Genomic DNA, 26,257 nt, shown 5'->3' on the forward strand with positions numbered 1-26,257 from the left:
TCCTTCTAAATTTTAAGGTCAAAACTCTCTTTCAACCTTATGGTCTTAAAGACACCTGCCTTTAAGACCCCATTTAACATCACCGCTTATTGTAATTCCGCTTGCGGTTTATAAGCATTATCGCTGTCTTCGCTTAAGTAGCCTGACTCTTGCATTTCAATGTTTAAAGCCAAACTTTGTAGTTCTTTAATAAGAACGTTAAACGATTCTGGTAAGCCTGGTTCTAGAACAAACTCACCTTTAACAATGCTTTCGTACATACGAGTTCTACCTGCAACGTCATCGGACTTCACAGTTAAGAACTCTTGCAGTGCATACGCAGCACCATAAGCTTCGATGGCCCAAACTTCCATCTCCCCTAGTCTTTGACCACCGAACTGAGCTTTACCACCCAACGGCTGTTGTGAAACTAGTGAATAAGGACCAATCGAACGAGCATGAATCTTTTCTTCCACTAAATGGTGAAGTTTAAGCATGTACATCGTACCCACTGTAACAGGGTTTTCAAATGCTTCACCTGTTCTACCATCGAACAGAATAGACTGACCTGTATCTGGAACACCCGCTCTTCTTAGAAGTTCTTTGACTTCTTCTTCACGAGCACCGTCAAACACTGGAGTCGCCACATGGATACCGTCTTTTACAGCCGTCAACATTTTCTTTAATGAGCCTTCATCAGCAACTTTGATCACTTCAGAAGTTTCTGAATCACCGTAAGCAAATTGTAACTTTTCACGAGCCACTTCTGCATTGAAGTTCTCAAGAACTTCACCGATCTGTTTACCTAAGGATCTTGCAGCCCAACCTAAATGAATCTCTAGAATCTGACCGATGTTCATACGAGATGGTACACCCAGTGGGTTTAAAACCATGTCAACAGGAGTTCCATCAGCTAGGTATGGCATATCTTCTACTGGCACAACTTTAGAGATCACACCTTTGTTACCGTGACGTCCAGCGAACTTGTCTCCGACTTGCAGTTTACGTTTAATCGCAATGTAAACTTTAACCATCTTGATCACACCAGGAGGAAGCTCGTCACCTTTAAATAGACGATCTTTTTTATCTTCATAAACCATCTTGATCGCATCAAGTTGGTTTCTGGCAGAATCTACAATGCGTACAGTCTGTTGCTCAACCTCGGCTTCAAGAGGGATATAGCTTAATAATTCAAATGGGATACTTTCTAAGTCCGCATCTGTGATCACTTCGCCTTTTTCTAATAATTTTTTAGAACCGTCTTCGTTTAATAGTTCACCAGTTGTCTTTTGACCGACAACAATGGCTTTAAGCTTATCTAAAGCCGAGTTTTTGATGACGTTTTGCTCAATCGCAAAGTCTTTCTCAAGTTTCTTTTTCTTGTCCTCAAGAATAGTCATCAATCTTTCGTCTTTATCATTCGGCTCACGTGAGTAAACTTGGGCATCAATCACTGTGCCTGTTACACCAGAAGGGACACGCAAAGACGTATCACGCACATCTCCTGCTTTTTCACCGAAGATGGCTCTTAAAAGTTTTTCTTCAGGAGAAAGTTGAGTTTCACCTTTTGGAGTCACTTTACCCACTAAGATATCACCAGGACCTACTTCAGCACCGATGCGAATCACACCACTGCTGTCTAGATCTTTTAGAGCTTCTTCACCCACGTTAGCGATATCACGAGTCAGTTCTTCGCGGCCCAGTTTCGTGTCTCTGGCCACACACTCAAACTCTTCAATGTGGATAGATGTATAAACATCATCATGAAGAAGTCTTTCAGAAATTAAAATAGAGTCCTCAAAGTTGTAACCCATCCAAGGCGTGAAAGCGACTAGGATATTTTGTCCTAAAGCCAGTTCACCTAACTCTGTAGATGGACCGTCAGCAATCACGTCCCCTTTTCTAACCGCATCACCTACAAAAACGATAGGCTTTTGGTTAAAACATGTGTTTTGGTTTGTTCTTTGGTATTTTGTTAAATTGTAAATATCAATGTTTGCACCTAACTCGCCACCTTTTGCAAAACGACGAACCACGATACGAGACGCATCCACTTCTTCCACAACGCCATCGTTAAGAGCCACAACACTGGTTCCAGAGTCACGAGCCACTAAACGCTCAACACCAGTTCCTACAAGAGGAGCACGAGAGCGCATTAAAGGCACAGCTTGACGTTGCATGTTTGATCCCATCAAGGCTCTGTTCGCATCGTCATGCTCTAGGAATGGAATCAAGGAGGCTGCAATAGACACCAACTGACTTGGCGAAACGTCCATTAAACTGACTGTGTTTTTGTCTACGATTTCGTATTCCCCATCACGACGAATATTTACTTTTTCAGTCGAAATTTCATCAATACCTTCTTGGTCACGAGAAACTTGAGCAATACGATGTCCAGCTTCTTCTAGTGCAGAAGTGTATTTGATCTCTTTAGAAATTCTACCGTCATTTACATCTCTGTAAGGAGTTTCAATAAAACCATATTTGTTAATACGGGCATAAGTCGCAAGTGAAGCAATCAAACCAATGTTTGGACCTTCTGGAGTTTCAATCGGACAAATACGACCATAGTGAGTCGGATGCACGTCACGAACTTCAAATCCAGCACGGTCACGAGTCAAACCACCTGGTCCAAGAGCCGAAAGTCGTCTTTTGTGAGTGATCTCAGATAGCGGGTTTGTCTGGTCCATAAATTGAGACAACTGACTGGAACCAAAGAACTCTTTCACTACAGCAGAAACTGGTTTTGCATTCACTAAATCATGAGGCATCATGGTTTCGATATCCTGTAAGCTCATACGCTCACGAATCGCTCTTTCCATTCTAACCAAACCAATTCTGTATTGGTTTTCTAGCAATTCACCCACAGAGCGCACACGACGGTTACCCAAGTGGTCAATATCATCCACAACGCCATGACCGTTTTTAAGATCAATCAGTGTTTTTACTGTATTCATGATATCGTTTTTAGTTAATGTTCTGTGTTCAACAGGTGTTTCTTCAAACGAAGTGTTGAACTTATGGTTGATCTTTAAACGACCCACTTCACTAAGGTCATAAGTTTCAGGGTTAAAGAACAATCTCTCAAAAAAGTGAGCCGCAGCATCTAGTGCTGGTGGTTCACCAGGACGAAGTCTTTTGTAAATCTCCATCACAGCTTCTTCAGGAGAGGTTACTTTATCTACTAGTAGAGTGTTTCTTAAATAAGTACCTACAGATAAGCCATCAAAAAAGATCAATGACAATTCAGAGATCCCTGCATTTGAAGCGATTTCTAAAAGCTCGGCTGAAACTTCAGAGTTCACATCAGCTAGAATTTCTCCAGTACTCATGTCAATAAGTGGTTTAGCTAAAACTTTTCCACCTAAATCTTCAGGAGCCACTTCGATTCTTTCAAGTCCTGCTTCTTTTACTTTTTTGATCACGGCACGAGTGATACGACGACCTGCTTTTACAAAAACTTCGCCTGTCTTAGTATCAGTAATATCAGACAAGGCCTTTTGACCTGCCATCTTTTCGATATTGATATAACGGTAGTACTTTCCTTTTTCATAAACTACTTTATCAACATCATAGAAGTAGTTCAGAAGTTCTTCTTCACCATAACCAAGGGCTTTAAGAAGAATAGTCACAGGGAATTTTCTGCGACGGTCAATTCTGCAATAAATAAGGTCTTTTTGATCAAACTCAAAATCCAACCAAGAACCACGGTAAGGAATCACGCGCGCAGAGTAAATGTATTTACCTGTTGCGCTGGCTTTACCACCATCGTGATCAAAGAAGACACCTGGACTTCTATGCAGCTGACTCACAACCACTCTTTCTGTACCATTGATGATAAAAGAACCATTGGCAGTCATAAGTGGGATTTCACCCAAGTAAACTTCTTGTTCTTTCACATCACGGATGTTTCTGGCTTCTGTCTCTTCATCAACATCAAAGACAATCAGTCTTAATGTGACTTTCACTGGGGACGCAAAAGTCATCCCTCTTTGACGACACTCATCTACATCGTACTTAGGTGGTTCAAGAGTATAACTCACGAACTCAAGGCTCGACGTGTTGTTGAAGTCTGAAATTGGAAATACAGACTTAAAAACACCATTCAACCCATCACTTCCTCTACGATCTGGATCAGAGTCCTTCTGTAGAAAGTCCTCATAAGACTTCTTTTGCAGTTGAATTAGGTTGGGGATCTCAATGACCACTTGGTTTTTAGCAAACGTACGTCTTAGACGTATATTGGATGCTGTTATTGGTTTAATTGCCATCTTTGATTAGCTCCTAATATGTTCTTGTTTTTATTTAAATTTTAAAATTTTGGTGATTGCGACTCTATTTTTACCGAACTTAGATTTTTAACTTCTATTTTTGTAATAAAAAATACAATCTCAAACACGCGAAAAGGCCCCTTCACAAAAAGAGGCCTTTCAAACGAAGTAAAACGAATTACTTAAGTTCTACTTTAGCACCAGCTTTTTCTAATGCTTCTTTAACTTTAGCAGCTTCATCTTTAGTTACGCCTTCTTTAACTGGTTTTGGCGCACCTTCAACTAGGTCTTTAGCTTCTTTTAAGCCTAAACCAGTGATAGCACGAACTTCTTTAATCACGTTAATTTTGTTCGCACCAGCATCAGCTAGGATCACGTCAAATTCAGTTTTCTCTTCAGCAGCAGCCGCAGGAGCTCCGCCAACTGCAGCTACAGCTACAGGAGCAGCAGCACTTACGCCCCATTTTTCTTCAAGAGTTGAAATCAACTCAGCTAGTTCGATTACAGGAAGGTTAGATAAAAACTCTACTACTTCTTCTTTATTCATTGCCATTTGGAAATCTCCTTTAATTTAAAATTTATTTTTACAGTTTTAATATTTCTTGCAAGAGGGCTTGTTAGCCTTCTTTTTGATTTTTGTAAGCATTTAATACATTCACTAAGCCGCCAGGAACTGCGTTAAGCACACGCACGAACTTGGATGCAGGCGCTTGTAAAGTGCCAAGTAGTTTTGCGCGAAGTTCGTCTTTTCCAGGCAAAGTTGCTAAGAACTTCATCTTATTCTGGTCAAGAACAGATCCTGACATGACACCAGACTTGAATTTGAAATTCTCAAATTCTTCGATGCACGCAGAGATCGTTTTCGCAGCGCCACTGGCTTCCTCATAAGCAAACACAAACGCATTTGTACCTACAAGCTTGTCATCTAATGCTTCTTTTTCAGCAGGATAATCACTCAGTGCGCGTTTAGCTAAAGTGTTTCTTACCACTTTAAGCTCAGCACCCACAGTACTTAGTTTTTTTCTAAGTGTAGTGACTTGCTCCACATCCATTCCTTTGTAATCTACAAGGAAAGATGCTTTTGCTTTTCCAAAGCTATCAGAGATGCCTTTTATTAAATCTGCTTTCTGCTCTTTGTTTAACAAGTTGCTACCTCCTTTCTCAGGTTTACAGGGTCTTTATGGCGGAGGAACCATTCCTCGGTAGGAAATTAAGCTTTTGTCTTACGACGCCAGCACCTACTTTCTTCGGCCTCAAGACCCTTAAAAAATTATTTTAAATACTCAACCGTATCTACTTTTACTCCAGGACCCATAGTTGATGCGACACTAATACCTTTAAAGTAAACGCCTTTACTAGAAGACGGTTTAGCTTTTTGTAAAGCACCAATTAAGGACTTAAAGTTATCAAGTAATTTATCTTTGCCCATGGATTTACGACCGATAGACGCATGAACTGTTCCTGCTTTGTCCACTCTGAAATCCAGTTTACCCTTCTTTTCAGACTCAACCGCAGCACCTACGTTCATAGTGACTGTTCCTACTTTAGGGTTAGGCATTAAACCACGAGGACCTAAAACCTTTGCCACTTTCGCTACAGTCGCCATCATATCAGGAGTCGCAAGAGCTTTATCGAAGTCTAACCAACCACCTTGGATTTTTTCTACTAGGTCGTCAGCGCCAACAAAGTCTGCTCCAGCAGCTTTGGCTTCTTCTTCTTTTGGACCTTTAGCAAACACAATCACGCGAACTGTTTTGCCAAGACCATGAGGAAGAGCAACAGCACCACGAACCTGTTGGTCAGATTGTTTTGGATCTACACCCAAACGAACTGCAACTTCAATAGACTCATCAAATTTTGCAGTGGCTGTGTCTACAGCTAAAGCCACAGCTTCATCAGAAGTGTATTTTTTTGTTCTATCAACTTTTGCAAATGAACTTTTTAGTCTTTTACCTAATTTTGCCATCTCACACTTCTCCTTACTCAACCACTTCTACGCCCATGCTATTCGCAGTACCTTTGACTTGCGAAATCGCGGACTCCAAAGAGATTCCATTTAGATCAGGAAGTTTAGTCTTCGCGATCTCTGTCACTTGGGCCATAGTTACTTTGCCAACTTTATCGCTTTGTGGAGTCTTAGACCCACTCTTCAATTTTGCGGCTTGTTTTAATAACACAGACACAGGCGGTGACTTTGTGATGAAGGTGAACGAGCGATCTGAATACACAGTAATAACTACTGGTATAATGGTGTCTCCCATTTGTTGGGTTTTTGCATTGAACTGTTTGCAAAAATCCATAATGTTTACACCTTGTTGCCCGAGCGCCGGTCCCACGGGTGGCGAAGGATTCGCCTTACCTGCCGGTATCTGTAACTTGATCATTCCAGCTACTTTTTTTGCCATTTCCCACTCCTAGCATTCACCTGAAGAATTTCAGGCGAAAAGGTTTAATTTTTCATTTGAGCAATGTTCTTCATCTGTCAAAAAGCACCCATTGTCAAAGGACAAATGAAAAAAAATCATAAGATTTCTCATAGATTTTAAGAGCTTAGGCGAGGAGAGAACCTTTAAACTCTAAGCCCTGAGCCAGATCCCTATTCTGAGCCCTGAGATCAGGAGCTCTTGAGCTCAGAACAGGAATCAGATATCTGGGGCTCAGAATTAAGTTCAGGTGAGGGAGGAAAGGAGTCCGTTTGTTCGAGGTTCTGAGTTTTGTTAAAGAACCCCGATTGGGTTTGCTTTTAGACTTTCACTCGAAATATTATGTTACTTTTTCTTTGGAATATAAAAAAACCCAAGGATTCTTGGGTTTTAACGCCAACCGTCATTGTGTCGGCTAGTTCTTTTCGACTTGGATAAAATCAAGCTCAACAGGTGTAGGACGGCCAAAGATACTCACTGACACTTTCACTTTACCCTTCTCTTCGTTGATCTCTTCTACCGTTCCATTGAAGTTATTAAATGGCCCATCGACCACAGTGACCGTCTCACCCACAGCAAAGTTGGCCTTGGGCTTGGACTTCACCGCCCCTTCTTCCATTTGCTGTGTCACACGACGAACTTGCTCTTCAGGCACTTCAGGTGGCTTCATTTTATTGCTAGAGCTGCCCACAAAACCTGTGACCTTGGAAGCTCCACGCACAACGTGCCATGTTTCATCACTCATCACCATTTGAACAAAGATATATCCAGGGAAAAACTTTTTAGCTCTCGTCTTTTTCTCGCCCTTAACTAGTTCTACAACATTTTCTGTAGGAATAAGAATCTCACCAAAGGCGTCTTCCATTTTATAAGAACGCACACGCTCTTCAATAGCTGTTTTGGCAATGCCCTCACAACTTGTCTGAACGTTTACAATATACCATTTTTTTTCCATTCTACACCTAACTGGCTTATAAGCCTAAAATCGTACGAATCACTTCGTTTGATGCCCAATCCAAGGTAAAAAGCACTACACTTGAAATTAGGATCATAATGACCACCACAATGGTGGAACCCTGTACATCTTTTGCTGAGGGCCAAACCACTTTTGAGGTCTCAACCACCACTTCCTGTCCAAAAGCTCTTCTTTTTGCATTAAATTGTAGCAATATAAAAGTCAAAACACCTAACGCCATCGGTAGGATGGTTTGAAGAATTTCCACACCTGCAATTCTGTAAGCCTTCAACTGAGCTAGCCAAGGAAAAGCACCTGCTGCCGTCTCTAATAGAACCCCAGAAACCCACCAAATCAAAAATGCAGCAGCAACAAAACTAAATGTTACCGTTTTATTTATTGTTCCTTTATCCATCCGTTCCTCTTTCTCTAAATCTTGCCGTTCAATTCACAGCACCTTTTAGATTGATTCTCTTCATCATCCTTAATGAAGCTCAATTTTAAATTGGCAGGGTAGGAGGGATTCGAACCCCCAACCTATTGATTTGGAGTCAACCGCTCTACCAATTAGAGCTACTACCCTATCCACGAACTAAAACCGTTACAACTGTGATAACGAATATTCAGCTCTTTAAAAATCAACTTCATGTTTTATATCTAAAACCAAATCCGAGTCTACATTTTAAATATAAATATATCAAAAACTAAAATGCCAAAGAGATTTAAAATTCCCTTTGGCACTCAAACAAGAAAGGCCTTTAAAAGGCCCTTCTATATTTTAGGATTACTCTACGATTTCAGTGACAACACCCGCACCCACTGTACGGCCACCTTCACGAATCGCAAAACGTAATTCTTTTTCCATTGCGATAGGTCCGATAAGCTCAGCAGTCATTTCAACGCGGTCACCAGGCATAACCATTTCAGTACCAGCATTAAGAGTTACAACACCTGTAACGTCTGTAGTTCTGAAGTAGAATTGTGGTCTGTAACCGTTGAAGAATGGAGTATGACGTCCGCCTTCTTCTTTAGTTAAGATATAAGCTTCACATTTGAATTTTTTGTGAGGCTTAATAGAACCTGGAACAGCCAAAACTTGTCCTCTTTCAACGTCTTCTTTCTTAGTACCACGTAGTAAACAACCACAGTTGTCACCCGCTTGACCTTGATCAAGAAGTTTACGGAACATTTCAATACCAGTAACAGTAGTTTTTGTAGTAGGTCTTAAACCGATGATTTCGATTTCATCACCCACTTTTACGATACCACGCTCAACTCTACCAGTTACAACAGTACCACGACCAGAGATTGAGAATACGTCCTCGATAGGCATCAAGAATGGCTTATCAACATCACGTTGTGGAGCTGGAATATAACGGTCAACTTCTTCCATAAGCTTCATGATAGCTTGAGTTCCGATTTCAGACTCATCACCTTCAAGAGCTTTAAGAGCAGATCCTCTTACGATTGGAATTTCGTCGCCAGGGAATTCGTATTTAGAAAGTAGTTCACGAATCTCAAGTTCAACTAGGTCTAACAACTCAGCGTCATCAACTTGGTCTACTTTGTTCATGAATACAACCATCGCAGGAACACCTACTTGACGAGCAAGAAGAATGTGTTCACGAGTTTGTGGCATAGGACCGTCAGCAGCGTTCACTACTAAAATCGCTCCGTCCATTTGTGCCGCACCTGTGATCATGTTTTTTACATAGTCAGCATGTCCTGGGCAGTCCACGTGTGCATAGTGACGGTTAGCTGTTTCATACTCAACGTGTGAAGTAGAAATAGTGATTCCACGCGCTTTCTCTTCAGGGGCTTTATCGATTTGATCGTAAGCCATTGCAACACCACCACTAGCTTTAGCTAAAGTCGTTGTGATCGCTGCAGTTAAAGTTGTTTTACCATGATCCACGTGACCGATTGTACCGATATTAACGTGGTCTTTGTTACGATTAAATTTCTCTTTAGACATTACGATGCCTCCCTAATTCTTTTGTTTGTTTAAATCGTTTCAGTTTTACTAAACTCTTTAAATTCTTAAATCAAATACAAATTTCAGCCTAAGGCCAAAAAAGCTCATCCATAATAATGGGACTTTCTGAAGATGCCACCTAAATTTATCTAAGTCACACTTCTTTTAGCCCCATCGGGCCCATGTGCCTTAGAGCGTCACAACCTCGTCCTCAGTGCTGCTTAAGGACTGTGCTACCCCATTCTTTGAACCCCAATCCCTATGTGATGGAGCCCATAGTGAGACTCGAACTCACGACCTCACCCTTACCAAGGGTGTGCTCTACCCCTGAGCCATATGGGCGAACAAGAATTGGAGCGGGAGACGGGTCTCGAACCCGCAACCCTCAGCTTGGAAGGCTGATACTCTACCAATTGAGCTACTCCCGCACGCGCCGCTTTTTAAATGGTGGAGAGAGTAGGATTTGAACCTACGTAGGCATAAGCCAACGGATTTACAGTCCGTCCCCTTTAACCCCTCGGGCATCTCTCCATGAAAAAAAATGGAGCTGGCTATGGGACTTGAACCCGCAACCTGCTGATTACAAATCAGCTGCTCTACCAATTGAGCTAAGCCAGCCCTGACTTTGAATTTGCAGAATTATCCGAAGAGACACCACAAACCCATTCTCACAGCGAAACCAAGTTTTATTTTTTTTGCTTTCCTTCGTCAACTAGAAAAAAAGATCTCTGGACGTGGGACAGCGTAATTGCAACCGAAGTCGAGACATTCAAACTCGCATGATCATTCACTTGTGGTATTTTTATAAGCACATCACAGGCTTTCAGAGTAGACTTTCGCAAACCTTTGCCTTCATTTCCAGCAACAATGATGACTTTTTCAGGAAAATCGACGTCGTAAATAGATTCAGAAGCCGCAGCATCTAATCCATAAACCCAATATCCATTTTCTTTTAGCTCCGATAACTTTTGATCTAAAGGGTGAACCACATCTACGGGAACGTGCTCGGCCCCTCCTGAGGCAATCTTACACACCATAGGAGTCAACTTTACGCTTCGATCTTGTGGGATCAAAATTCCATCGACGTTGAGTAACCAAGATGTTCGCAAAATATTACCTAAATTTGTAGGGTCCTCGACCTCATCTAAGGCTAAAAGTGTGGAGCGACTTTGGGCAAAGACCTTTTCCGACAGAACGGGCTCTGAGGCTTTCACCACAAGAGCTACACCCTGATGACCAGATCCTAACTCTTGAAAAAAATTTCTCTTCCGTTTTTCAGGTTTTACTTTTTGCGAGAGGGTTTGAATCCAAGGTAATTCCCTCAATTCTTTTTCTTTGGACTCATCAATATAAAAATTCAAGATGGCTTTGGGGCGCACTCTGACCACCTCTTGGCAAGAGTGCAGACCAATCACTATACGAGACGACTCCCCTTTTTGACTCATTTGATTAAACCGATCTCCCTTAATCTTTGCATTAAAAATTCTTCTGATAAAATGTCAGGGTACTTAGGCCCTGTCTCGCCTTTGCAGCTGTCAATACAGCTTAACACAGCCTCTGGATGAGGGTGCATAAAATATGGCATCGAATAACGACTTACGTTCTGTCCATCTTTAGGATTGACCACTCTGTGGGTGGTAGACGGAATCACATCATTAGTGATTCTTGCAAGCATGTCTCCCGCATCTACGATCAGATTGTTACGATCCGTTTCTACAGCTAGCCATCTACCTTGACGATCTAAAAGCTCAAGCCCCGAAGTGGAGGCACTGACTAAAATTGTAATCAGGTTAATGTCTTCATGCGCTGCTGCTCTCACACAATTTGGATCTGTACCTTCTGCAATAGGCGGATAGTGCAGTAATCTTAAAATAGAATTTCCATCTTGAGTGAGCTTGGCAAAATAATCCGTGTCCAGCCCAAGCGGTCCCGTAAGAGCCTCAAGCATGATACGTCCTACATCATCTAACTTGTCGTAAAACTCTGTAAATACCGCTTCAAACTCTGACACCTCTTGAGGCCAAATGTTGGCAGGATAAGTTGCGGATAAAGGATGTTCCATTTTTAAAGGACGCCCTACATGCCAAAACTCTTTCAGATCAGGAGCAGGGCTGTCTTTAGCGTGTTCGGTTCCAAAAGGAGTGTAACCACGCACTCCACCGCCGCCACCATAAACGTATTGTTTTTTTGTGGTCTCATCTAAGTCAAAAAACTTTTGGCTTAGATCATAGGCCTTGTCGAGTAATGACACTTCAATAGGATGATCTTTTAAAATGATAAATCCGCTGTCTTTTAAACCGTAAAATAAATCTTCGATGAACTTTTGTTTTGTGGTGCTGTCCCCAGAAATATAATCTTTTAGGCTCAACTCCAGAACATCGGCTTTAGCACTCGCACCTATCGACTTTGACTTTGATACTTCGGTTTGCATATCCATAACTTCTTCCCCCATGTCCTTATTTTCATACGACACTGTCTAAATAAAGAGCAACCAGAAACCCAAACGCAATGCTCTAAACTGGTTTTTAACTGCTTTTTAGCGCAAGAGATCCAAATATTTTTGCAACTTCGCTTTAGGATAAGCCTCATTGATCACGGAACGTCCGACCACTAGGGCGTCAGCTCCAAGCTCAAGGGCCTTTTGCGGTTCTAAAACTCGGGCTTGATCGTCGGTGGAGTCTTCTTTAAGTCTGATTCCAGGTACAACCGTAAAAAAATCGGGGTGTACATATTTGACCTTAGACACTTCATGCCCTGCGCACACCACACCTGTTAAGCCACTTTCTGCGACAAGATCCGTCAATGTCAAAACAGCATCATCTAAGCTGGTTCCCGTAAATCCTGGAATAGGATTTTGAGTGCCATCAAAAGATGTCAAAACTGTCACACCTAAGACTTTAAAAAACTGTGACGTGTTTATCTGTTGCTCTAGCTTTGCGACTTGTTCCATGGCTTTGAGCCCACTTCCAGCATGAATTGTGACATAACTGATCCCCTTATCCGCACAGGCGCGCAAGGATTCCACCATGGTATTTGGGATGTCATAAAATTTAGGATCATAAAAAATAGGCCCGTAGTCTGCTAATTTTTGCCATTCTAAAGGAGTGGCTTTTAAGCTTAAGCGCGGTCCGACCTTAAAGCCTCCAGCTAAAGGGCTTAACTCTTGCGCCAGCTCTAGGGCTTTGCCCCACTCGTTCACATCCAATGCGATAAAAATTGGATTTTTCATCATATCTTCTTTTCCCTTTAACCGCGCTTTTTACTTTTACTTTTACTTTTACTTTTACTTTTACTTTTACTTTTACTTTTACTTTTACTTTTACTTTTACTTTTACTTTTACTTTTACTTTTACTTTTACTTTTACTTTTACTAAATGTAGCTGCGATCTTTGGCTTTGTGCAAATCTTAATTTGTTTTTATTTGCAGTTTTCCCAGCTGGTTTTGATGGTTGCAGCTGCAGACGCCAAAGGTGCGGAACTCTTAGCTTGTGTGCTGCGCACCACTACTTCCACCTCACCTTGATCAAAGCCACGTTTTCCAATCACCACTCTCACAGGAAGACCCATCAGATCGGCATCTTTAAACTTCACCCCAGGGCGTTCGTTGCGATCATCAACAAAGGCCGAAAGCCCCAAAGCACCCAGTTCACCTAAAAGCTTTTGAGTGTATTCCATCACATCAGCTTCCTTAGGGTCTAAAATGCAAAGGTGAAGATCATAGGGCGCAATGCTCTTGGGCCAAATGATCCCGTCTTTATCATGGGACTGCTCTATGGCGGCTTGCACGGTTCGGCCTACACCAATACCGTAGCAACCCATCTCTATGGGTTTAAGTTTACCTGATTCGTCTTGATAAGTGGCTTTCATGGCAGCACTGTACTTAGTCCCTAAATAAAAAATATGTCCAACTTCAATGCCGCGCACCTCGGTCAATGCGCCTTGACCATCAGGACTCGGGTCGCCTGCCTTAGCAAAAGCGATATCTACAAACTTAGCAATTTTAAAATCTACATCAGGTTTTAGGCCCTTTACATGGTACCCGTCTTTATTGGCACCCACGATGTAGCTTTTAAAGTCTTTAAGGTAGTGGTCAGCGAACACTTTGACATCCAAACCTTGTGGGCCACAACTTCCTGGACGCGCACCCGTTAAAGCTAGGACCTCTTCATCAGAAAGCATCACGGGCTCTTCTTTAAAACCAAACACATTTTTTAATTTAATGGGATTAAGTTCGTCGCAGCCTCTTAATAGGATGGCATAAGACTTGCCATCGGCCTTTAAAAATAAAGTCTTTACCAGATGTTCTTCTGGTATATCCATAAATTTCGACAGAGCTTCAATGGTACGAACATTAGGAGTGGCAAACTCTTCTATTGTGGCAAAAACAGGCACCCCTTCTGTGGCCTGATACACACGAGGGCAAATCTCACGATTGGCCGCAAAGTCAGAAGCCTCACTCACGAGTAACAGGTCCTCTCCTACTTGTGCTAAAACCTGAAACTCTTCAGTCAAAGACCCACCGATTGCACCAGCGTCGGCTTGCACGACACGGTACTCTAAGCCCAAACGATCAAAAATACGAATATAGGCCTTTCGTAAATTGGCGTAACTGGCCTTTGCTGTTTCCGAGTCCACATCAAAACTGTAAGCGTCTTTCATGATGAACTCTCGTCCTCGCATCAGACCAAAACGGGGGCGAATTTCATCACGGTACTTAGTTTGAATTTGATATAAACACTGAGGCAAGTCACGATAGCTAGAGATGTCATTACGAATATAATCCGTCACCGCTTCTTCGTGAGTCGCTCCAAGACAAAAATCATGATCATTACGGTTTTTAAATTTTAACAATTCAGGAATTCCTGCGCGGCCTGTCTCTTCCCACAAAGTTAAGGGCTGCACCATGGGCATTAAAATCTCTTGGCAGCCCGAAGCCTCTAACTCTTCGCGGATGATATTTTCAAATTTTCTGATAGCCCTTAAAGCTAAGGTACCATAAGTGTAAATCCCAGGAGCTAATTTTTTAATTAAACCTGCGCGAATAAGAAGCTGCTGACTAGGAATATCAGCATCCCCAGGAGCCTCTCTGAATGTTTTATGAAACCGACTTGACCACTTTATATGGTGCTGTTGCATCTTCACTCCGTATCCTCTGCCTTAATGTCAAAACGATCCTTAAGAAAAGACAGCTATTCTTAATTGACCTCTATGCCATAAGCTTTGATTTTACGATGCAAATAACTTCTTTCAAGTCCAATAGCTTCAGAGGTCTTGCTGATGTTGCCGTTGTTCTCTTCAATTTTAGCTAACAAAAATTCTTTTTCAAACTGGGCGCGCGCTTCACGGAAGGTTCCATAACTTTTATAAATGACCCCTGCCTCACCTTGAAGCTTTAATCCTGCATAGGTCAGGTCTTCCACTCCCACTTCAATATTTTGATCAAATAAAATATAGAGTCTTTCAATAAAGTTTTGCAGCTCACGCACGTTACCTGGCCAATCATACTTTTTAAGAGCTTCAATGGCTTCTGGGCGAAGAGTTTTGGCTTTCACCCCAGTTTTGCGACAAATCTCGTCTACAAAGTGGTCTACCAAAATAGGAATGTCCACCGCTCTTTCACGAAGAGGTTTGATCTCTAGAGGTACAACGTTTAAGCGATAATACAAGTCTTCACGGAATTGGCCAGACTTCACTTTACTTTCAATATCACTAGGTGCAGAAATTAAAACTCGCACGTCAGCATCATAAGCTTCTGTTCCCCCAAAACGGGTGGCTTTAAGACTCTTTAATGCTTCCATCAGCTTTTCTTGCACACCTAAAGTGAGGGACTCGGCATTTTCAATATAAAGCGTGCCCTTATGGGCGTATTCAAATACGCCCTTTTTATCTTCTTCTAAGCCTGGCTTGGAGCCCTTAGCGTAACCAAATAGTTCCCCTTCAAGTAAATCTTCGGGGATGGAGGTGCACTGAAAGTGAATAAATGGACCGCTGGCTCTTGAGCTTAGGTAATGAATGTTTTTGGCTACCGTTAATTTTCCAACGCCCTTTTCACCTTTTACTAGACCCCAGTTGTCAGCTCCAGAAATTTTGGTGACCATTTGTCGAATGCGACGGCTCTCTTCGCTGGTGCCCACCAAACGTAAGCTGGCTTGAATTTGTGACAATAAATTCTCTTTGTCTTTTCTTTCTTGTTCCAAATCTAAAATATTTCGTATCAGGATTCCGATGCGATCCATAGACAGGGGCTTTTCGACAAAATCATAAGCTCCCATCTTCACCGCACCCACGGCGGTTTCAATGGTTCCATGACCTGACATCATGATCACTTGGGCGGACTTGGGTTTGTTTTTGATCTCTTTAAGGACATCAATGCCGTCTTTCCCGCCTGGCATCCAAACATCTAACAACACAATATCGGGCATAAATTTATTATAAATACTTAAGGCTTCTGCGGCATCTTTAGCCACTTGCACCTGATAGCTTTCATCCGCCAATGAAGCCGACAGAACTTCACAGATTGCTGCTTCATCATCTACAACAAGAATCTTTACGTTTTCATTTTTCATTTCTTGTTCCTTTCTCCATCTTGTGGTTGTAGAGGAATTTCAAAAACAAACTCCGTCCATTCCCCACTTCGTTGAACATAAATGCGTCCAGAGTGCTCTTCAATCATCTTTTTCACAATGGACAAACCCAACCCCGTTCCTGTGGACTTCGTTGTATAGTTGGGCTCAAATACTTTTTTAACCATTTCCACAGGGATACCCACACCATTATCACTGATTGTGACTTGAACCAACTCGGAATCTTTTAAACTGCGCGTCTGCACTCTGATTCGAGGGTCAGAAGTCCCTTCCAAGGCGTCTACAGCATTATCTAGGAGGTTGATGATAATCCTTTTTAATTGGTCATGGTCAAAATAAAAGCTAGGTAGGCTCTCATCCACATCCAAATCAATGCTCAAGCCTTTGATTCTATGGCGATAAACCCAAAGATTTTCCCTGACCAGATCGTTGATAGAGCCCTTCTCTAAAGTCAATTGCGGCAGGCGAGCATGGTAGCTGAACTCATTCACTAGGTTTTTTACAATGTCCACCTGCTGGTTGATCATCTTAATGCTTTCCACAAAGGCAGGGTCAGTGATCTGTTCGGAAAATTTACGTTGTAAACGTTCTGCCGAGAGCTTGATGGGTGTTAATGGGTTTTTAATTTCATGGGCCACACGCGTAGCCACCTCTGTCCATGCCTCGGCTCTTTGAGCTTTAGCAATCAAAGAGATGTCATCCCCTGCCAAAACATAACCTCTGACAGTTCCATCATCGTGGTACAAACAAGACACCGTACACTTTAAACGAATAGATCGAGATGGAAATTCTAATTTTTCTTCTGCACTGACAAAACTTAAACCCTCATGCACCAGTCTCTCTTTAAGCCTTACAAACATATTATAAAGAATGGAGCTTAAAACTTCTGCTAACTTATGCCCCACTAAATCTTTAGTGCTAAAGCTTAATAGGTCTTCGGCTTTCTTGTTGATCAGAGTGACGACCTCATCCTTATCTACATAAATCACGGCTGTGCTGATATGTTCAATCACGGCCTTGATGTTATCGCTGGACTCTTCAAGTTGATGCAAAGTCTTTTGCAAACTTTGATTGGTGTCTTCAATTTCATGACGGCTCTTTTCAATGGTCTGAGCCATTTGATTAAAGTTAGACACCAAATGATCAATCTCATAACTTCCCGAATCGGCAATAGAAATAGTTCGGTAACGACCTTTGGCGATCTCTCTGGTGGCACGACTTAGGCTCTCTAAGGATTTTGACAATTGCCCTGCTAAGTATAAGCCAAACCATGTTCCACCTAAGAGAATCACCATGGTCATCAATACGAGTGTGATGAGGTAAATGCTCTTTAAGGGAAATTCAAACGGGGTCAGTTGTCTGTACTCGTCGCGGGCTTCGATGAGGTTGTTGATCTGCTCCACCAAAAAGAAAGGGATCAGTCTATTGACCACCACCACTTTTTGCTTTTCTGGAATGGAACGAATAGATCTTAAAAGACGTCCTTTTTGAGTTTCGTCTTCCCCTTCGTTTAAGTCCAAACTCACACTGAAATCACCATCTTCGCTGTAAAGGGCTTCTAATTCTTCCCAAGGAATGGGAGGAAGAACCACACTGGCCACATCAGCAGAAAAGGCATTGCTCTGGGCGATCCAACGTTGTTTTGTGGTAAAATCATAAACCTCTAAAAAGTCCACTTGAGCATTTTGCATCAATGACTCTAGATTTTTTTTAGTAGCAGCAGATAAAGGCACTTTGGTGGTCTTTTCAGCCACTTGGTTGGCTAAAAAATAACTCTCTTTTTTTAAGTTCTGATAATAAAGCTCCGTCACCTGTATGGAGTCATCTAGTATCCCCATCCCTTTAAGGGCAAACCATCTATCAAAACTGCTGTTAATATAAAAGATGGACACTAAAAACATCAAAAAGGTCGGCACAAATGCAAAAGTAAAAAAGGCCACCATCAGTTTTGAACGCAGAGACTTACCAAATAGGGGAATTTTACTTTCCGTATAAACTTTAACCAAATTTCTAAAGATCAAATAGATCAGGGCCAAGAAAATCAGTAGATTTAAATTTACTAAACCAAAGAAGAAGATCGCATAGTGAAACGGCAACTTCTCACTGATTGAAAACAACTGAAACTGAAACCATGTCAATCCCACAAAAAGTACGATCAGAGGAATCAGAGTGAATATCTCTCTTTTTCGTCTGGATACCTCTGCGACGGATTGGGCTTCGTTACTCAAGGTTACGCTCTTTGAGTTTGTTCAGGTTCATCACCGTGTCATACCCTGCTTTGGCCACATGGTAACCATTGTTGCCTTTACGACCCCAGATGCGATCATACATTTGTTCGTAATTATTGACCGTTAATACTCCAAACGCGACAGGCTTTTCCATTTCCAAGCTGACTTGCAAGCACCCCTCTTGGGCAGCCTTACAAACAAAGTCATAGTGATCCGTTTCTCCGCGAATCACCACACCCAAACAGATGGCATAGTCACATTTTTTTTCTTTTAAAAAAAACTTAGCTCCTAGACCTAACTCGAAGGCTCCAGGAACTTTAAGAACATGGATGTCTGTCACACCCACGCTGGCCAAAAATCTTTTAGCACCGTCTTCTAACTCTTGGGTGTATTGAGCATTGAACTCTGCGGTGACTATTCCTACTCTCATAACGTCACCTTCGTAGACTTGTCACTCGCGGCATTAAAAGAGGTGGCCCAATCTTGATCTACAATTTTAGAAAACGCCACGGTCTCTACGATTTCAATCCCATAAGCTTTGATCGTGCTAGGAGTATTATCAGAATCTGTGATGAGTCTCACTTGGGTTAAGCCTAAAGACTTCAGGATTTGCGCTCCCACACCATAGTTCTTAATATCCATAGGTAATTTTCTATCAATGTTTGACACTTGCTGTGTGAGATTGTGACCTTTTTGCAGATAAACAAGAACCCCAGGTCTTTCATCAGAAAAGAACTCCAAGCAAGCTTCGATCTTTTGTCGAGAACTGGATATGCCCCCGATCAACTCATCTAAAATATTTTGCGCTTGCACTCGCACATAGGTAGGTTCGCCCTTTTTAAGAGCGCCTTTGATGATGACCAAATGCTCTTGTCCTTCAAGCTCATCCTTAAAAACTTTCACGATCACATTGTCTTCGTTCATATCAAGGGTGGAATGATGGGTGGTCTCTTCGACAAAAGTTTCTGTTTGTAGGCGATATTCAATGAGGTCCACAATAGTTCCAACTTTTAAATCATGCTTCTTGGCAAACGCGCGAAGATCTTCCACACGGGCCATAGACCCATCGGGGTTGATGATCTCACAGATCACAGCTGCAGGATTGAGCCCCGCCATGCGTGCTAAATCCACACTTCCTTCTGTGTGACCCGCACGCTTAAGCACTCCCCCGTTTTGCGCCTTAATGGGAAAAATATGCCCTGGCACAGAGATGTCAGTGGCCATAGCATTAGGATGGGAGGCCACACGAATAGTGTGAGCACGGTCCGCAGGAGAAATTCCCGTAGACACTCCTTTTGAAGCTTCAATGCTTACAGTGAATGCCGTTTTGTTTTGCGATTTGTTTTTATCCAGAGGAATCATTTGATCTAACTTTAATTTTTCCACTTGTGCGGTGGTTAAGGCCAAACACACTAAACCTCTAGCTTCTGTGATCATAAAGTTCACAGCCTCAGGACTGATGAAGTCCGCAGCCATGACCAAGTCACCCTCATTCTCACGATCCTCATCATCAACCAGAATGACCATTTTGCCATTACGAATGTCTTCTATGAGCTCCTTAGGGTGATTCATATCTTCCTCTCACTTTTTAAATTTTGGGTTTGATGATAAATGGCTTTGGCCATCCAATCATACTCAATATTGATTTTATCTCCGACTTTAAAACTTTTCAGATTCGTCAGCTTTAGGGTTTCAGGAATCAATCCCACTTCGACTGTACGATCCTTAAACTCATTCACAGTCAGGCTGACACCACTTAAACCAATGCTTCCCTTCTTCCACACATAAGGCAAAGAACGGAGGCTCAGCTGAATGCCTAAGAGCCAGGTGGAATCATCTAAAGGCTCGGCCTTCACCACTTCGCCCAGTTCATCTACGTGGCCAGATAGAAAGTGACCATGCACTCGGTCTCCAAAACGTAAGGATCTTTCAAGGTTGACCTGCTGATGAGGTTGTAATTTTGAATCGCTGGCCCAACCTGTGACCGCAAGAGTCTCTTTGGCCACATCAAAGGACAGCCTGTCCGTATCAAAACTCACAACCGTTAAACACACCCCATTGGTGGCCACACTGTCACCCAGCTTGATGTCATCAAAAAATGCAGGACGACCTACAATCAAACGAAAGACAAACTCATCGGTTTGTTCAAAAGAAAGGATGGGTGAAGAGGACTCTACAATTCCAGAAAACATGTGTGGTTTTTATCTAAGAAATTACGCCATAAGTCAATAGAATCACCCCTAGCTTGAGCTTCTTACAGGCGTAAAAACCCTAATCATTTTAACCAGATAGTTTGCTTAATAGGAAAATAGGACGTTATAGGGCTTGTTTATAGCCCAGCCACTGGCAAGATCAATGTGCAGACTCCAGGAAAATAGGACGTTATAAGGCGTGTTTACAGCCCCAAAAGGACGAGACGGGTTCTGCCAATGAAAGAAAATGGCCTGTTTAGGGTTTTAATTTCGAGTGTTGGGATGGGCGCGCACGGCTATTTATAGCGGGCTTCGATTTTATCTTTGAGATTTTGAATGCGATCCGTGATCACCAAGTTTTGATCTTCGACCTCTTTAAGAATACCTAACTTGTGTTCCATATAACGCAGTCTTTGGATCAGTCCATCCACTTGCACATTGTCCTTATGGAATCTCACCACTGGCATAGAGCGAATGCCCATCTCATGTTCTAGGTCACGAATCACACTTTCTAAAACTTCATAATCAGTGATGCTAACATCGGACAAAGAGCTGATGTCTCTTTCTTTCTTTTCTCCAAGAGTAGGGTCCGTCACTTTGAAAAAATGAACTTGTTCCCCTTCAGCCTCTTCTGTCACTTCAGATAAAGGATCAGTCACTTTACTGTTTTGATTGTAAAAACGCAGTACCTTTACTTGTGGTCCTTTGTTTTTTGTTTCTTCTTGTTCTTTTTTTGGAGTTTGATATTGAAACCCTTGGCCTGCTTTATAGCTTTGCGCCATAGCTGTTGTGGCAAAAGTAAAAATAACAAAAACAAACACGCTTCTCATAAAGCTGTTATCGGTCACTTAACGACAAGTCCTTAGGCACCTAAGGACTTGTCAAAAAGAACTACACTTTTTTGGAAATTTCTAGGTGAATACCAAAATCTGTTGCTTTAATTGAGACACTATCGCCGTCCTCAATCTCGCCCGCCAAAAGCTTTTCAGCCATCTTATTTAAAATCTCGCGGTCAATTAACCTCTTCAAAGGTCTAGCCCCAAATTGTGGGTCATACCCTTTATGAGCCAAGTATTTTTTAGCGGTCTCATCAATAACAAAATCAATGTTTTTCTCTTTAAGACGCTTTAAAACTCTGTCGATTTGGATCGCAACGATCTTTTCGATCTCCACTTCTTTAAGAGGTTCAAACATCACCACAGAATCTAAACGATTTAAGAACTCAGGTCTAAAATGCTCTTTCATTCGTTGATCCAAACGTTTGGACTTTTCGTCCTCAGATAAACTGCCATCAGAAATAATATCTGATCCTAAGTTAGAAGTCATAATGATGATGGTGTTTTTAAAGTCCACCTCACGCCCCTGACCGTCGGTGAGGCGTCCATCATCTAAGACCTGTAGTAAAACGTTAAACACATCCGAATGCGCCTTTTCCATTTCATCAAAGAGCACCACGCTAAAAGGTTTACGTCGAACGCGTTCAGTAAGTTGCCCACCTTCTTCATAACCGACATACCCTGGAGGCGCTCCGATCAGTCTCGCTACAGAGTGTTTTTCCATATACTCACTCATATCAATGCGCACTACTTCTGAATCGGAATCAAACAAAACTTCTGCCAGAGCTTTTACAGTTTCTGTTTTCCCAACCCCTGTAGGTCCTAAAAACAAAAAACTACCTATGGGTCTATTAGGGTCGGCAATCTCTGCGCGAGATCTACGCACAGCGTGGGCAATTTCAGACAAGGCTTTTTCTTGTCCCACAACTCGTTGCTCTAACTGAGATTCAAGTTGTAAGTATTTGTCCAACTCTTTTTGGTTGAGCTTGGATACAGGAATTTTAGTCCATGCTGACACCACTTGGGCAATCTCTTGTGGGCCGATCTCTTCACGCAATAGGCCTTCACGATTGGCTTTGGCCTTTTCTTCGTACTCTTGTAATTGTTTTTGCAATTCAGGTACGCGGCCATATTTTAATCTGGCGGCCTCTTCTAAATTACCTTCTCGTTCTGACTTCAGAATTAAATTTTTAGCTTCATCAATTTCAGCTTTGATCTCTTGAGCTTTAAGTAAAGTTTCCTTTTCCTGAGTCCAGCGTATTTGTAAAGTCTCTTGCTCAGCTTGAACGGTTTTTAATCTGTCACTGAGTTCATTGATCTTTGCTTTTTCCACACCCTCTTGTTGTAAGGCTTTAAGCTCAACACTTAAGCGGGTTACGGTTCTGTTTAACTCATCAAGCTCCTTAGGCACACTGTGCACTTCGATGTTAAGTTGACTAGCGGCTTCATCAATCAAGTCAATGGCCTTATCAGGCAAAAATCTAGAGCTGATATATCTATCACTCAACTTGGCCGCAGCCACCAGTGCAGAGTCTTTGATCTTGATCCCGTGGTGAAGTTCATACTTCTCTTTAATTCCTCTTAAGATCGTGATGGTGTCTTCCACAGAAGGCTCTTCGATCAGTGTAGACTGGAATCTTCTTTCAAGAGCTTTATCCTTTTCAATGTACTTTCGGTATTCATCCAAAGTGGTGGCACCAATACATCTCAATTCCCCTCTGGCTAAAGCAGGTTTTAAAATCTGTCCTGCGTCCATGGCGCCTTCTGTTTTTCCTGCTCCCACCAGAGTGTGGATTTCATCTATAAATAAAATGATCTCTCCATGGCTGTCAGTGATAGCCTTTACTAGGGCCTTAAGTCTTTCTTCAAACTCACCTCGGTATTTGGCTCCTGCCAAAAGAGCGCCCATGTCTAGGCTCATTAGTTTTTTATTCTGTAAAATTTCTGGTACGTCCCCATTGACGATTCTTAAAGCCAAACCTTCAGCGATGGCTGTTTTACCCACACCAGGTTCACCAATAAGTACAGGGTTATTTTTAGTTCTACGTGCTAAGATCTGAATCACCCTTCTGATCTCTTCGTCTCTTCCGATCACAGGATCAAGCTTTCCCTCGTTTGCTAACTGAGTCAGATCCCGACAGTACTTTTCAAGCACTTGTAATTCGGCCTCGGGGTGATCTGATTGAATATTTTGATTGTTTCTTAAACTCATAATTCTTTCCTTTAAATCTTCAATTTTTTTAAATTTAACTTTTAACTCATCGTAAATAGGGTTTTGTTTCTTTTCATAGAACCCCAATAGAAAATGTTCCGTTGATAAAAACTCATCTTTAAGTTCTGTTCTCCATTTTTCTGAAGCCAAAATCACATTGACTGCCGCTTCTGAAAAACGCACTCGCTCAGGATTTGATGAAAGCACTGGGGCCTCGGCCACAAGCTTATTTAATTTTGTCTTGAGTCCCTCAATATCTATCCCGCTCTGGGCCAGAACCAAAAACCAAAGTGTCTCATTTTGCCCCATAAAGGCCCAAGCTAAGTGGCTGGGTAAAATCTCAGTGTTTCTTCTATGTGTTGCCGTTTGCACGGCCACATTAAAAGCCTCTTGAGTTTTGATAGTCAGTTTCTCTTGATTTAGCATATTTTAGGCTTCTCCTTATAAAGAAAAGGTGTATCCATTTGCAGAGCTGTCAAGCTTGGCGTATAAGGGCCTTATGTCTTCTCAGCCCCTTTCACGTAAAAGCCCAAAACCTCTACGTCCCAGCATCAAAAAGGACCGTATCCATCCTACGGATTTCAATACGTTAAACATTCCCTTTGCTTGCGAGGACTGCTCCCACTTCAATCCAGATCAGGGCACCTGCACTATTGGTTTTTGGACTAAAAACCATTTACGAGACGCACAGTTAAGGTCATACTTTATGTCAGGGGAAATTGCCGTTTGTCGCTTTATGGAAATTGACTGAATGGTAAACCCAGTGCTTTTGTCATTTTTAGTTTTCTGGGAATGCTGTTTATTTGGAGACCAATGATAAGTCTAATACTTTTTTTCATTTATTTTTTTGGCTTTTTTGGAATCCTTTTTGTTTTAGGCCAAGTGTGGGCCAGAAAAGAAATCCATATCTATGATTATGTCGAAGTCAGCGGCACCCAAATTCACTATCGCGTAAGTGGTCATGGCACTAAGCCTATTATTCTTGTGCACGGGATGTTTTCCAACCAAGAGTCTTGGGACAAAGTGCGATCCCTTTTTGAGCGAGAGTATCGCGTGTACTCTCTTGATTTACCTGGGATGGGAGAATCTCTACTTACAGACGACACCACTACACCTGAACACGCGGCAAGCATTGCTGAAGATTTACTGTTCTCTTTTGGACAGGCCCTGCATTTAGAACATCCCCACGTGATTGGCAGCTCAATGGGTGGAGTGATTGCAGGACTGAACTTTAATAAGTACCAAGACTATTTTGATAAATGTATTCTTGTCAGTGCCCCCATGAGCCCCAACATTATGCGCGCCCCCATATATAAGCTTCATCCGCTTTCCCCTGTGCTCAATCTCTTTGTGAATCCTATTTTAGTGGCCTGCACCCACTATCTGACCTCAAAACCTAATTTTACTTTAGAGCAGACTCTAGCCATCTTATGTAAGTTTAGACATATCAATCATTTTAGATACTCCCTGTCTTACACACAGGTGATTTACAAAACTGCCGCTTTAGAGAAAACATGGGCTAGGCCAAAGTCCACATTCTATGTTTGGGGAACCTCAGACCATCTCATTCGACCCCAGAACTTTAAAAACTTTTTAGCCCAACACCGCGACATACAGTTTGTAAAGCTGGAACATGCAAGCCACCACCCCATGGAAAGCCACCCCAAGGCTTTTTTTAATTGTGTAAATCAATTCTTAAACTCATAAATGCTGCTGGCGAAAAGCCTTAATCTGATAATTATATCTTGCTGGTTGTTCTTTAACAGGCGAATATTACAGAGTAACACATCATAAACTTAACCAACTCAATGTGGAGCATACAATGGCAAAGAAAAAGGCACCTAAAAAACCAGCAAAAAAGAAATCTCCTGCCAAAAAGGCAGCTTCTAAGAAAAAATCACCTGCTAAAAAAGTAGCTAAAAAGGCAACAAAGAAAAAAGCAGCCAAAAAAAAGGCCTCTAAAAAAACAACAAAAAAGAAAGTAGCCAAAAAGCCTGCCAAGAAGAAGGTGGCAAAAAAAGCGGCCAAGAAAAAAAGCACAAAAAAAGTCGCTAAAAAAACCACAACTAAAAAACCAGCCGCTAAAGCTGCCAAAACTAAAGTGGCCGCTGGCTCAAAATCTAAAGCTGAAGAGATCATTAAAGATATAAAAAATATTGCCGCTGGCGCATCTGGTTCAGCTGTCACCGCCCGCGAGTCCAGAAAGCCAGAAGCTCCCGACTTGGACGACATTGTAAAATCTAAAGGCACCACTGTTGAACCTATCAATCCTTTTATTGTTGAAGATAAAAGAAAAAACGATTTGTCATCTGAAGATGTGTTTGCAGATTACGAAGACGAAGATCTTAATGATGACAGCAACGTCATGAGTCTTGAAGAGCTTGATGAGTTCAACGACGACGATGAGGACGACGACATCCTAGGAAACTTAGACGACGATTTGGACTCTTCAGATGATCTATTTAATGATGACGAAGACGAAATCATTGAAGAAGAGGATGATGACGATTACTTCTGATTCATTTCACTGCTGCGGGCTCCCTACTTCTATGAGGACATAAAATAGACAGACCCACCTTAAAATAAAATTCACCCAAGACGA

21 protein-coding genes and 5 tRNA genes are annotated in these 26,257 nt (G+C 42.0%); 2 read left to right on the plus strand and 24 right to left on the minus strand.

The features are described 5' to 3' along the window. Positions 1-86: 86 nt before the first annotated feature. The 24 genes from rpoB to M9899_09355 form a co-directional block, all read right to left on the minus strand. Positions 87-4,250, minus strand: a complete 4,164-nt coding sequence (gene rpoB, locus M9899_09240; protein MCO5114348.1) for a DNA-directed RNA polymerase subunit beta — start codon at positions 4,248-4,250, stop codon at positions 87-89. Between the two features lie 178 nt (positions 4,251-4,428). Further along, positions 4,429-4,803, minus strand: coding sequence for a 50S ribosomal protein L7/L12 (gene rplL / locus M9899_09245; GenBank protein MCO5114349.1), 375 nt, complete (start codon positions 4,801-4,803; stop codon positions 4,429-4,431). Positions 4,804-4,867: 64 nt separating this feature from the next. After that, the gene (gene rplJ, locus M9899_09250) at positions 4,868-5,395 is read right to left on the minus strand and encodes a 50S ribosomal protein L10 (protein ID MCO5114350.1); all 528 of its coding nucleotides are present in this window, start codon (positions 5,393-5,395) and stop codon (positions 4,868-4,870) included. A 125-nt stretch (positions 5,396-5,520) separates the two neighbouring features. Continuing rightward, the gene (gene rplA, locus M9899_09255; GenBank protein ID MCO5114351.1) at positions 5,521-6,216 is read right to left on the minus strand and encodes a 50S ribosomal protein L1; all 696 of its coding nucleotides are present in this window, start codon (positions 6,214-6,216) and stop codon (positions 5,521-5,523) included. Positions 6,217-6,229: 13 nt separating this feature from the next. Next, positions 6,230-6,655, minus strand: coding sequence for a 50S ribosomal protein L11 (rplK, locus tag M9899_09260; GenBank protein MCO5114352.1), 426 nt, complete (start codon positions 6,653-6,655; stop codon positions 6,230-6,232). A 433-nt stretch (positions 6,656-7,088) separates the two neighbouring features. Continuing rightward, positions 7,089-7,628, minus strand: a complete 540-nt coding sequence (gene nusG / locus M9899_09265) for a transcription termination/antitermination protein NusG (GenBank protein ID MCO5114353.1) — start codon at positions 7,626-7,628, stop codon at positions 7,089-7,091. A gap of 16 nt (positions 7,629-7,644) precedes the next feature. Continuing rightward, the gene (secE, locus tag M9899_09270) at positions 7,645-8,043 is read right to left on the minus strand and encodes a preprotein translocase subunit SecE (GenBank protein ID MCO5114354.1); all 399 of its coding nucleotides are present in this window, start codon (positions 8,041-8,043) and stop codon (positions 7,645-7,647) included. 91 nt (positions 8,044-8,134) lie between these two features. After that, a tRNA-Trp gene (locus M9899_09275) sits at positions 8,135-8,211 on the minus strand. A 201-nt stretch (positions 8,212-8,412) separates the two neighbouring features. Next, positions 8,413-9,603: an elongation factor Tu gene (gene tuf / locus M9899_09280; protein ID MCO5114355.1), complete on the minus strand. Its 1,191-nt coding sequence runs from the start codon at positions 9,601-9,603 to the stop codon at positions 8,413-8,415. A 267-nt stretch (positions 9,604-9,870) separates the two neighbouring features. Then, positions 9,871-9,945 (minus strand) — tRNA-Thr (locus M9899_09285). A gap of 10 nt (positions 9,946-9,955) precedes the next feature. Beyond that, positions 9,956-10,031, minus strand: a tRNA-Gly gene (locus tag M9899_09290). A 17-nt stretch (positions 10,032-10,048) separates the two neighbouring features. Further along, positions 10,049-10,134: transfer RNA gene (locus tag M9899_09295), tRNA-Tyr, on the minus strand. An 11-nt stretch (positions 10,135-10,145) separates the two neighbouring features. Continuing rightward, positions 10,146-10,221, minus strand: a tRNA-Thr gene (locus tag M9899_09300). 68 nt (positions 10,222-10,289) lie between these two features. Next, positions 10,290-11,048 carry a 23S rRNA (guanosine(2251)-2'-O)-methyltransferase RlmB gene (rlmB, locus tag M9899_09305; GenBank protein MCO5114356.1) on the minus strand — a complete coding sequence of 253 codons (759 nt, stop codon included), beginning with the start codon at positions 11,046-11,048 and terminating at the stop codon, positions 10,290-10,292. After that, positions 11,045-12,034: an isopenicillin N synthase family oxygenase gene (locus M9899_09310; GenBank protein MCO5114357.1), complete on the minus strand. Its 990-nt coding sequence runs from the start codon at positions 12,032-12,034 to the stop codon at positions 11,045-11,047. Before M9899_09310 ends, rlmB begins: the two co-directional genes overlap by 4 nt. Positions 12,035-12,139: 105 nt before the next feature. Next, a complete protein-coding gene (gene pyrF, locus M9899_09315) occupies positions 12,140-12,835 on the minus strand; it encodes an orotidine-5'-phosphate decarboxylase (GenBank protein MCO5114358.1) in 696 nt (231 codons plus the stop codon). Between the two features lie 185 nt (positions 12,836-13,020). Continuing rightward, on the minus strand, positions 13,021-14,739 hold the full coding sequence (locus tag M9899_09320) for a proline--tRNA ligase (protein MCO5114359.1): 1,719 nt from the start codon (positions 14,737-14,739) through the stop codon (positions 13,021-13,023). 59 nt (positions 14,740-14,798) lie between these two features. Further along, complete coding sequence (locus tag M9899_09325; protein ID MCO5114360.1) at positions 14,799-16,169, minus strand: sigma-54 dependent transcriptional regulator; 1,371 nt, start codon at positions 16,167-16,169, stop codon at positions 14,799-14,801. Continuing rightward, on the minus strand, positions 16,166-18,415 hold the full coding sequence (locus M9899_09330) for an ATP-binding protein (GenBank protein MCO5114361.1): 2,250 nt from the start codon (positions 18,413-18,415) through the stop codon (positions 16,166-16,168). The genes M9899_09325 and M9899_09330 overlap by 4 nt, the downstream gene beginning before the upstream one ends. After that, complete coding sequence (gene ribH / locus M9899_09335; GenBank protein ID MCO5114362.1) at positions 18,408-18,845, minus strand: 6,7-dimethyl-8-ribityllumazine synthase; 438 nt, start codon at positions 18,843-18,845, stop codon at positions 18,408-18,410. Before ribH ends, M9899_09330 begins: the two co-directional genes overlap by 8 nt. Further along, positions 18,842-19,987, minus strand: coding sequence for a 3,4-dihydroxy-2-butanone-4-phosphate synthase (ribB, locus tag M9899_09340; protein ID MCO5114363.1), 1,146 nt, complete (start codon positions 19,985-19,987; stop codon positions 18,842-18,844). Before ribB ends, ribH begins: the two co-directional genes overlap by 4 nt. Further along, positions 19,984-20,607, minus strand: coding sequence for a riboflavin synthase (locus M9899_09345; protein ID MCO5114364.1), 624 nt, complete (start codon positions 20,605-20,607; stop codon positions 19,984-19,986). Before M9899_09345 ends, ribB begins: the two co-directional genes overlap by 4 nt. Positions 20,608-20,903: 296 nt before the next feature. Then, a complete protein-coding gene (locus M9899_09350; protein MCO5114365.1) occupies positions 20,904-21,428 on the minus strand; it encodes a hypothetical protein in 525 nt (174 codons plus the stop codon). Positions 21,429-21,498: 70 nt separating this feature from the next. After that, positions 21,499-23,964, minus strand: a complete 2,466-nt coding sequence (locus tag M9899_09355) for an AAA family ATPase (GenBank protein MCO5114366.1) — start codon at positions 23,962-23,964, stop codon at positions 21,499-21,501. Between the two features lie 504 nt (positions 23,965-24,468). Between M9899_09355 and M9899_09360 the strand changes: the two genes are divergently transcribed. Then, a complete protein-coding gene (locus M9899_09360) occupies positions 24,469-25,362 on the plus strand; it encodes an alpha/beta hydrolase (GenBank protein MCO5114367.1) in 894 nt (297 codons plus the stop codon). Between the two features lie 115 nt (positions 25,363-25,477). Further along, positions 25,478-26,173 carry a hypothetical protein gene (locus M9899_09365; protein ID MCO5114368.1) on the plus strand — a complete coding sequence of 232 codons (696 nt, stop codon included), beginning with the start codon at positions 25,478-25,480 and terminating at the stop codon, positions 26,171-26,173. The last annotated feature ends 84 nt before the right edge of the window (positions 26,174-26,257 follow it).

The sequence above is a fragment of the Pseudobdellovibrionaceae bacterium genome (assembly GCA_023954155.1).
In the GTDB taxonomy this organism is placed as follows: domain Bacteria; phylum Bdellovibrionota; class Bdellovibrionia; order Bdellovibrionales; family UBA1609; genus JAMLIO01.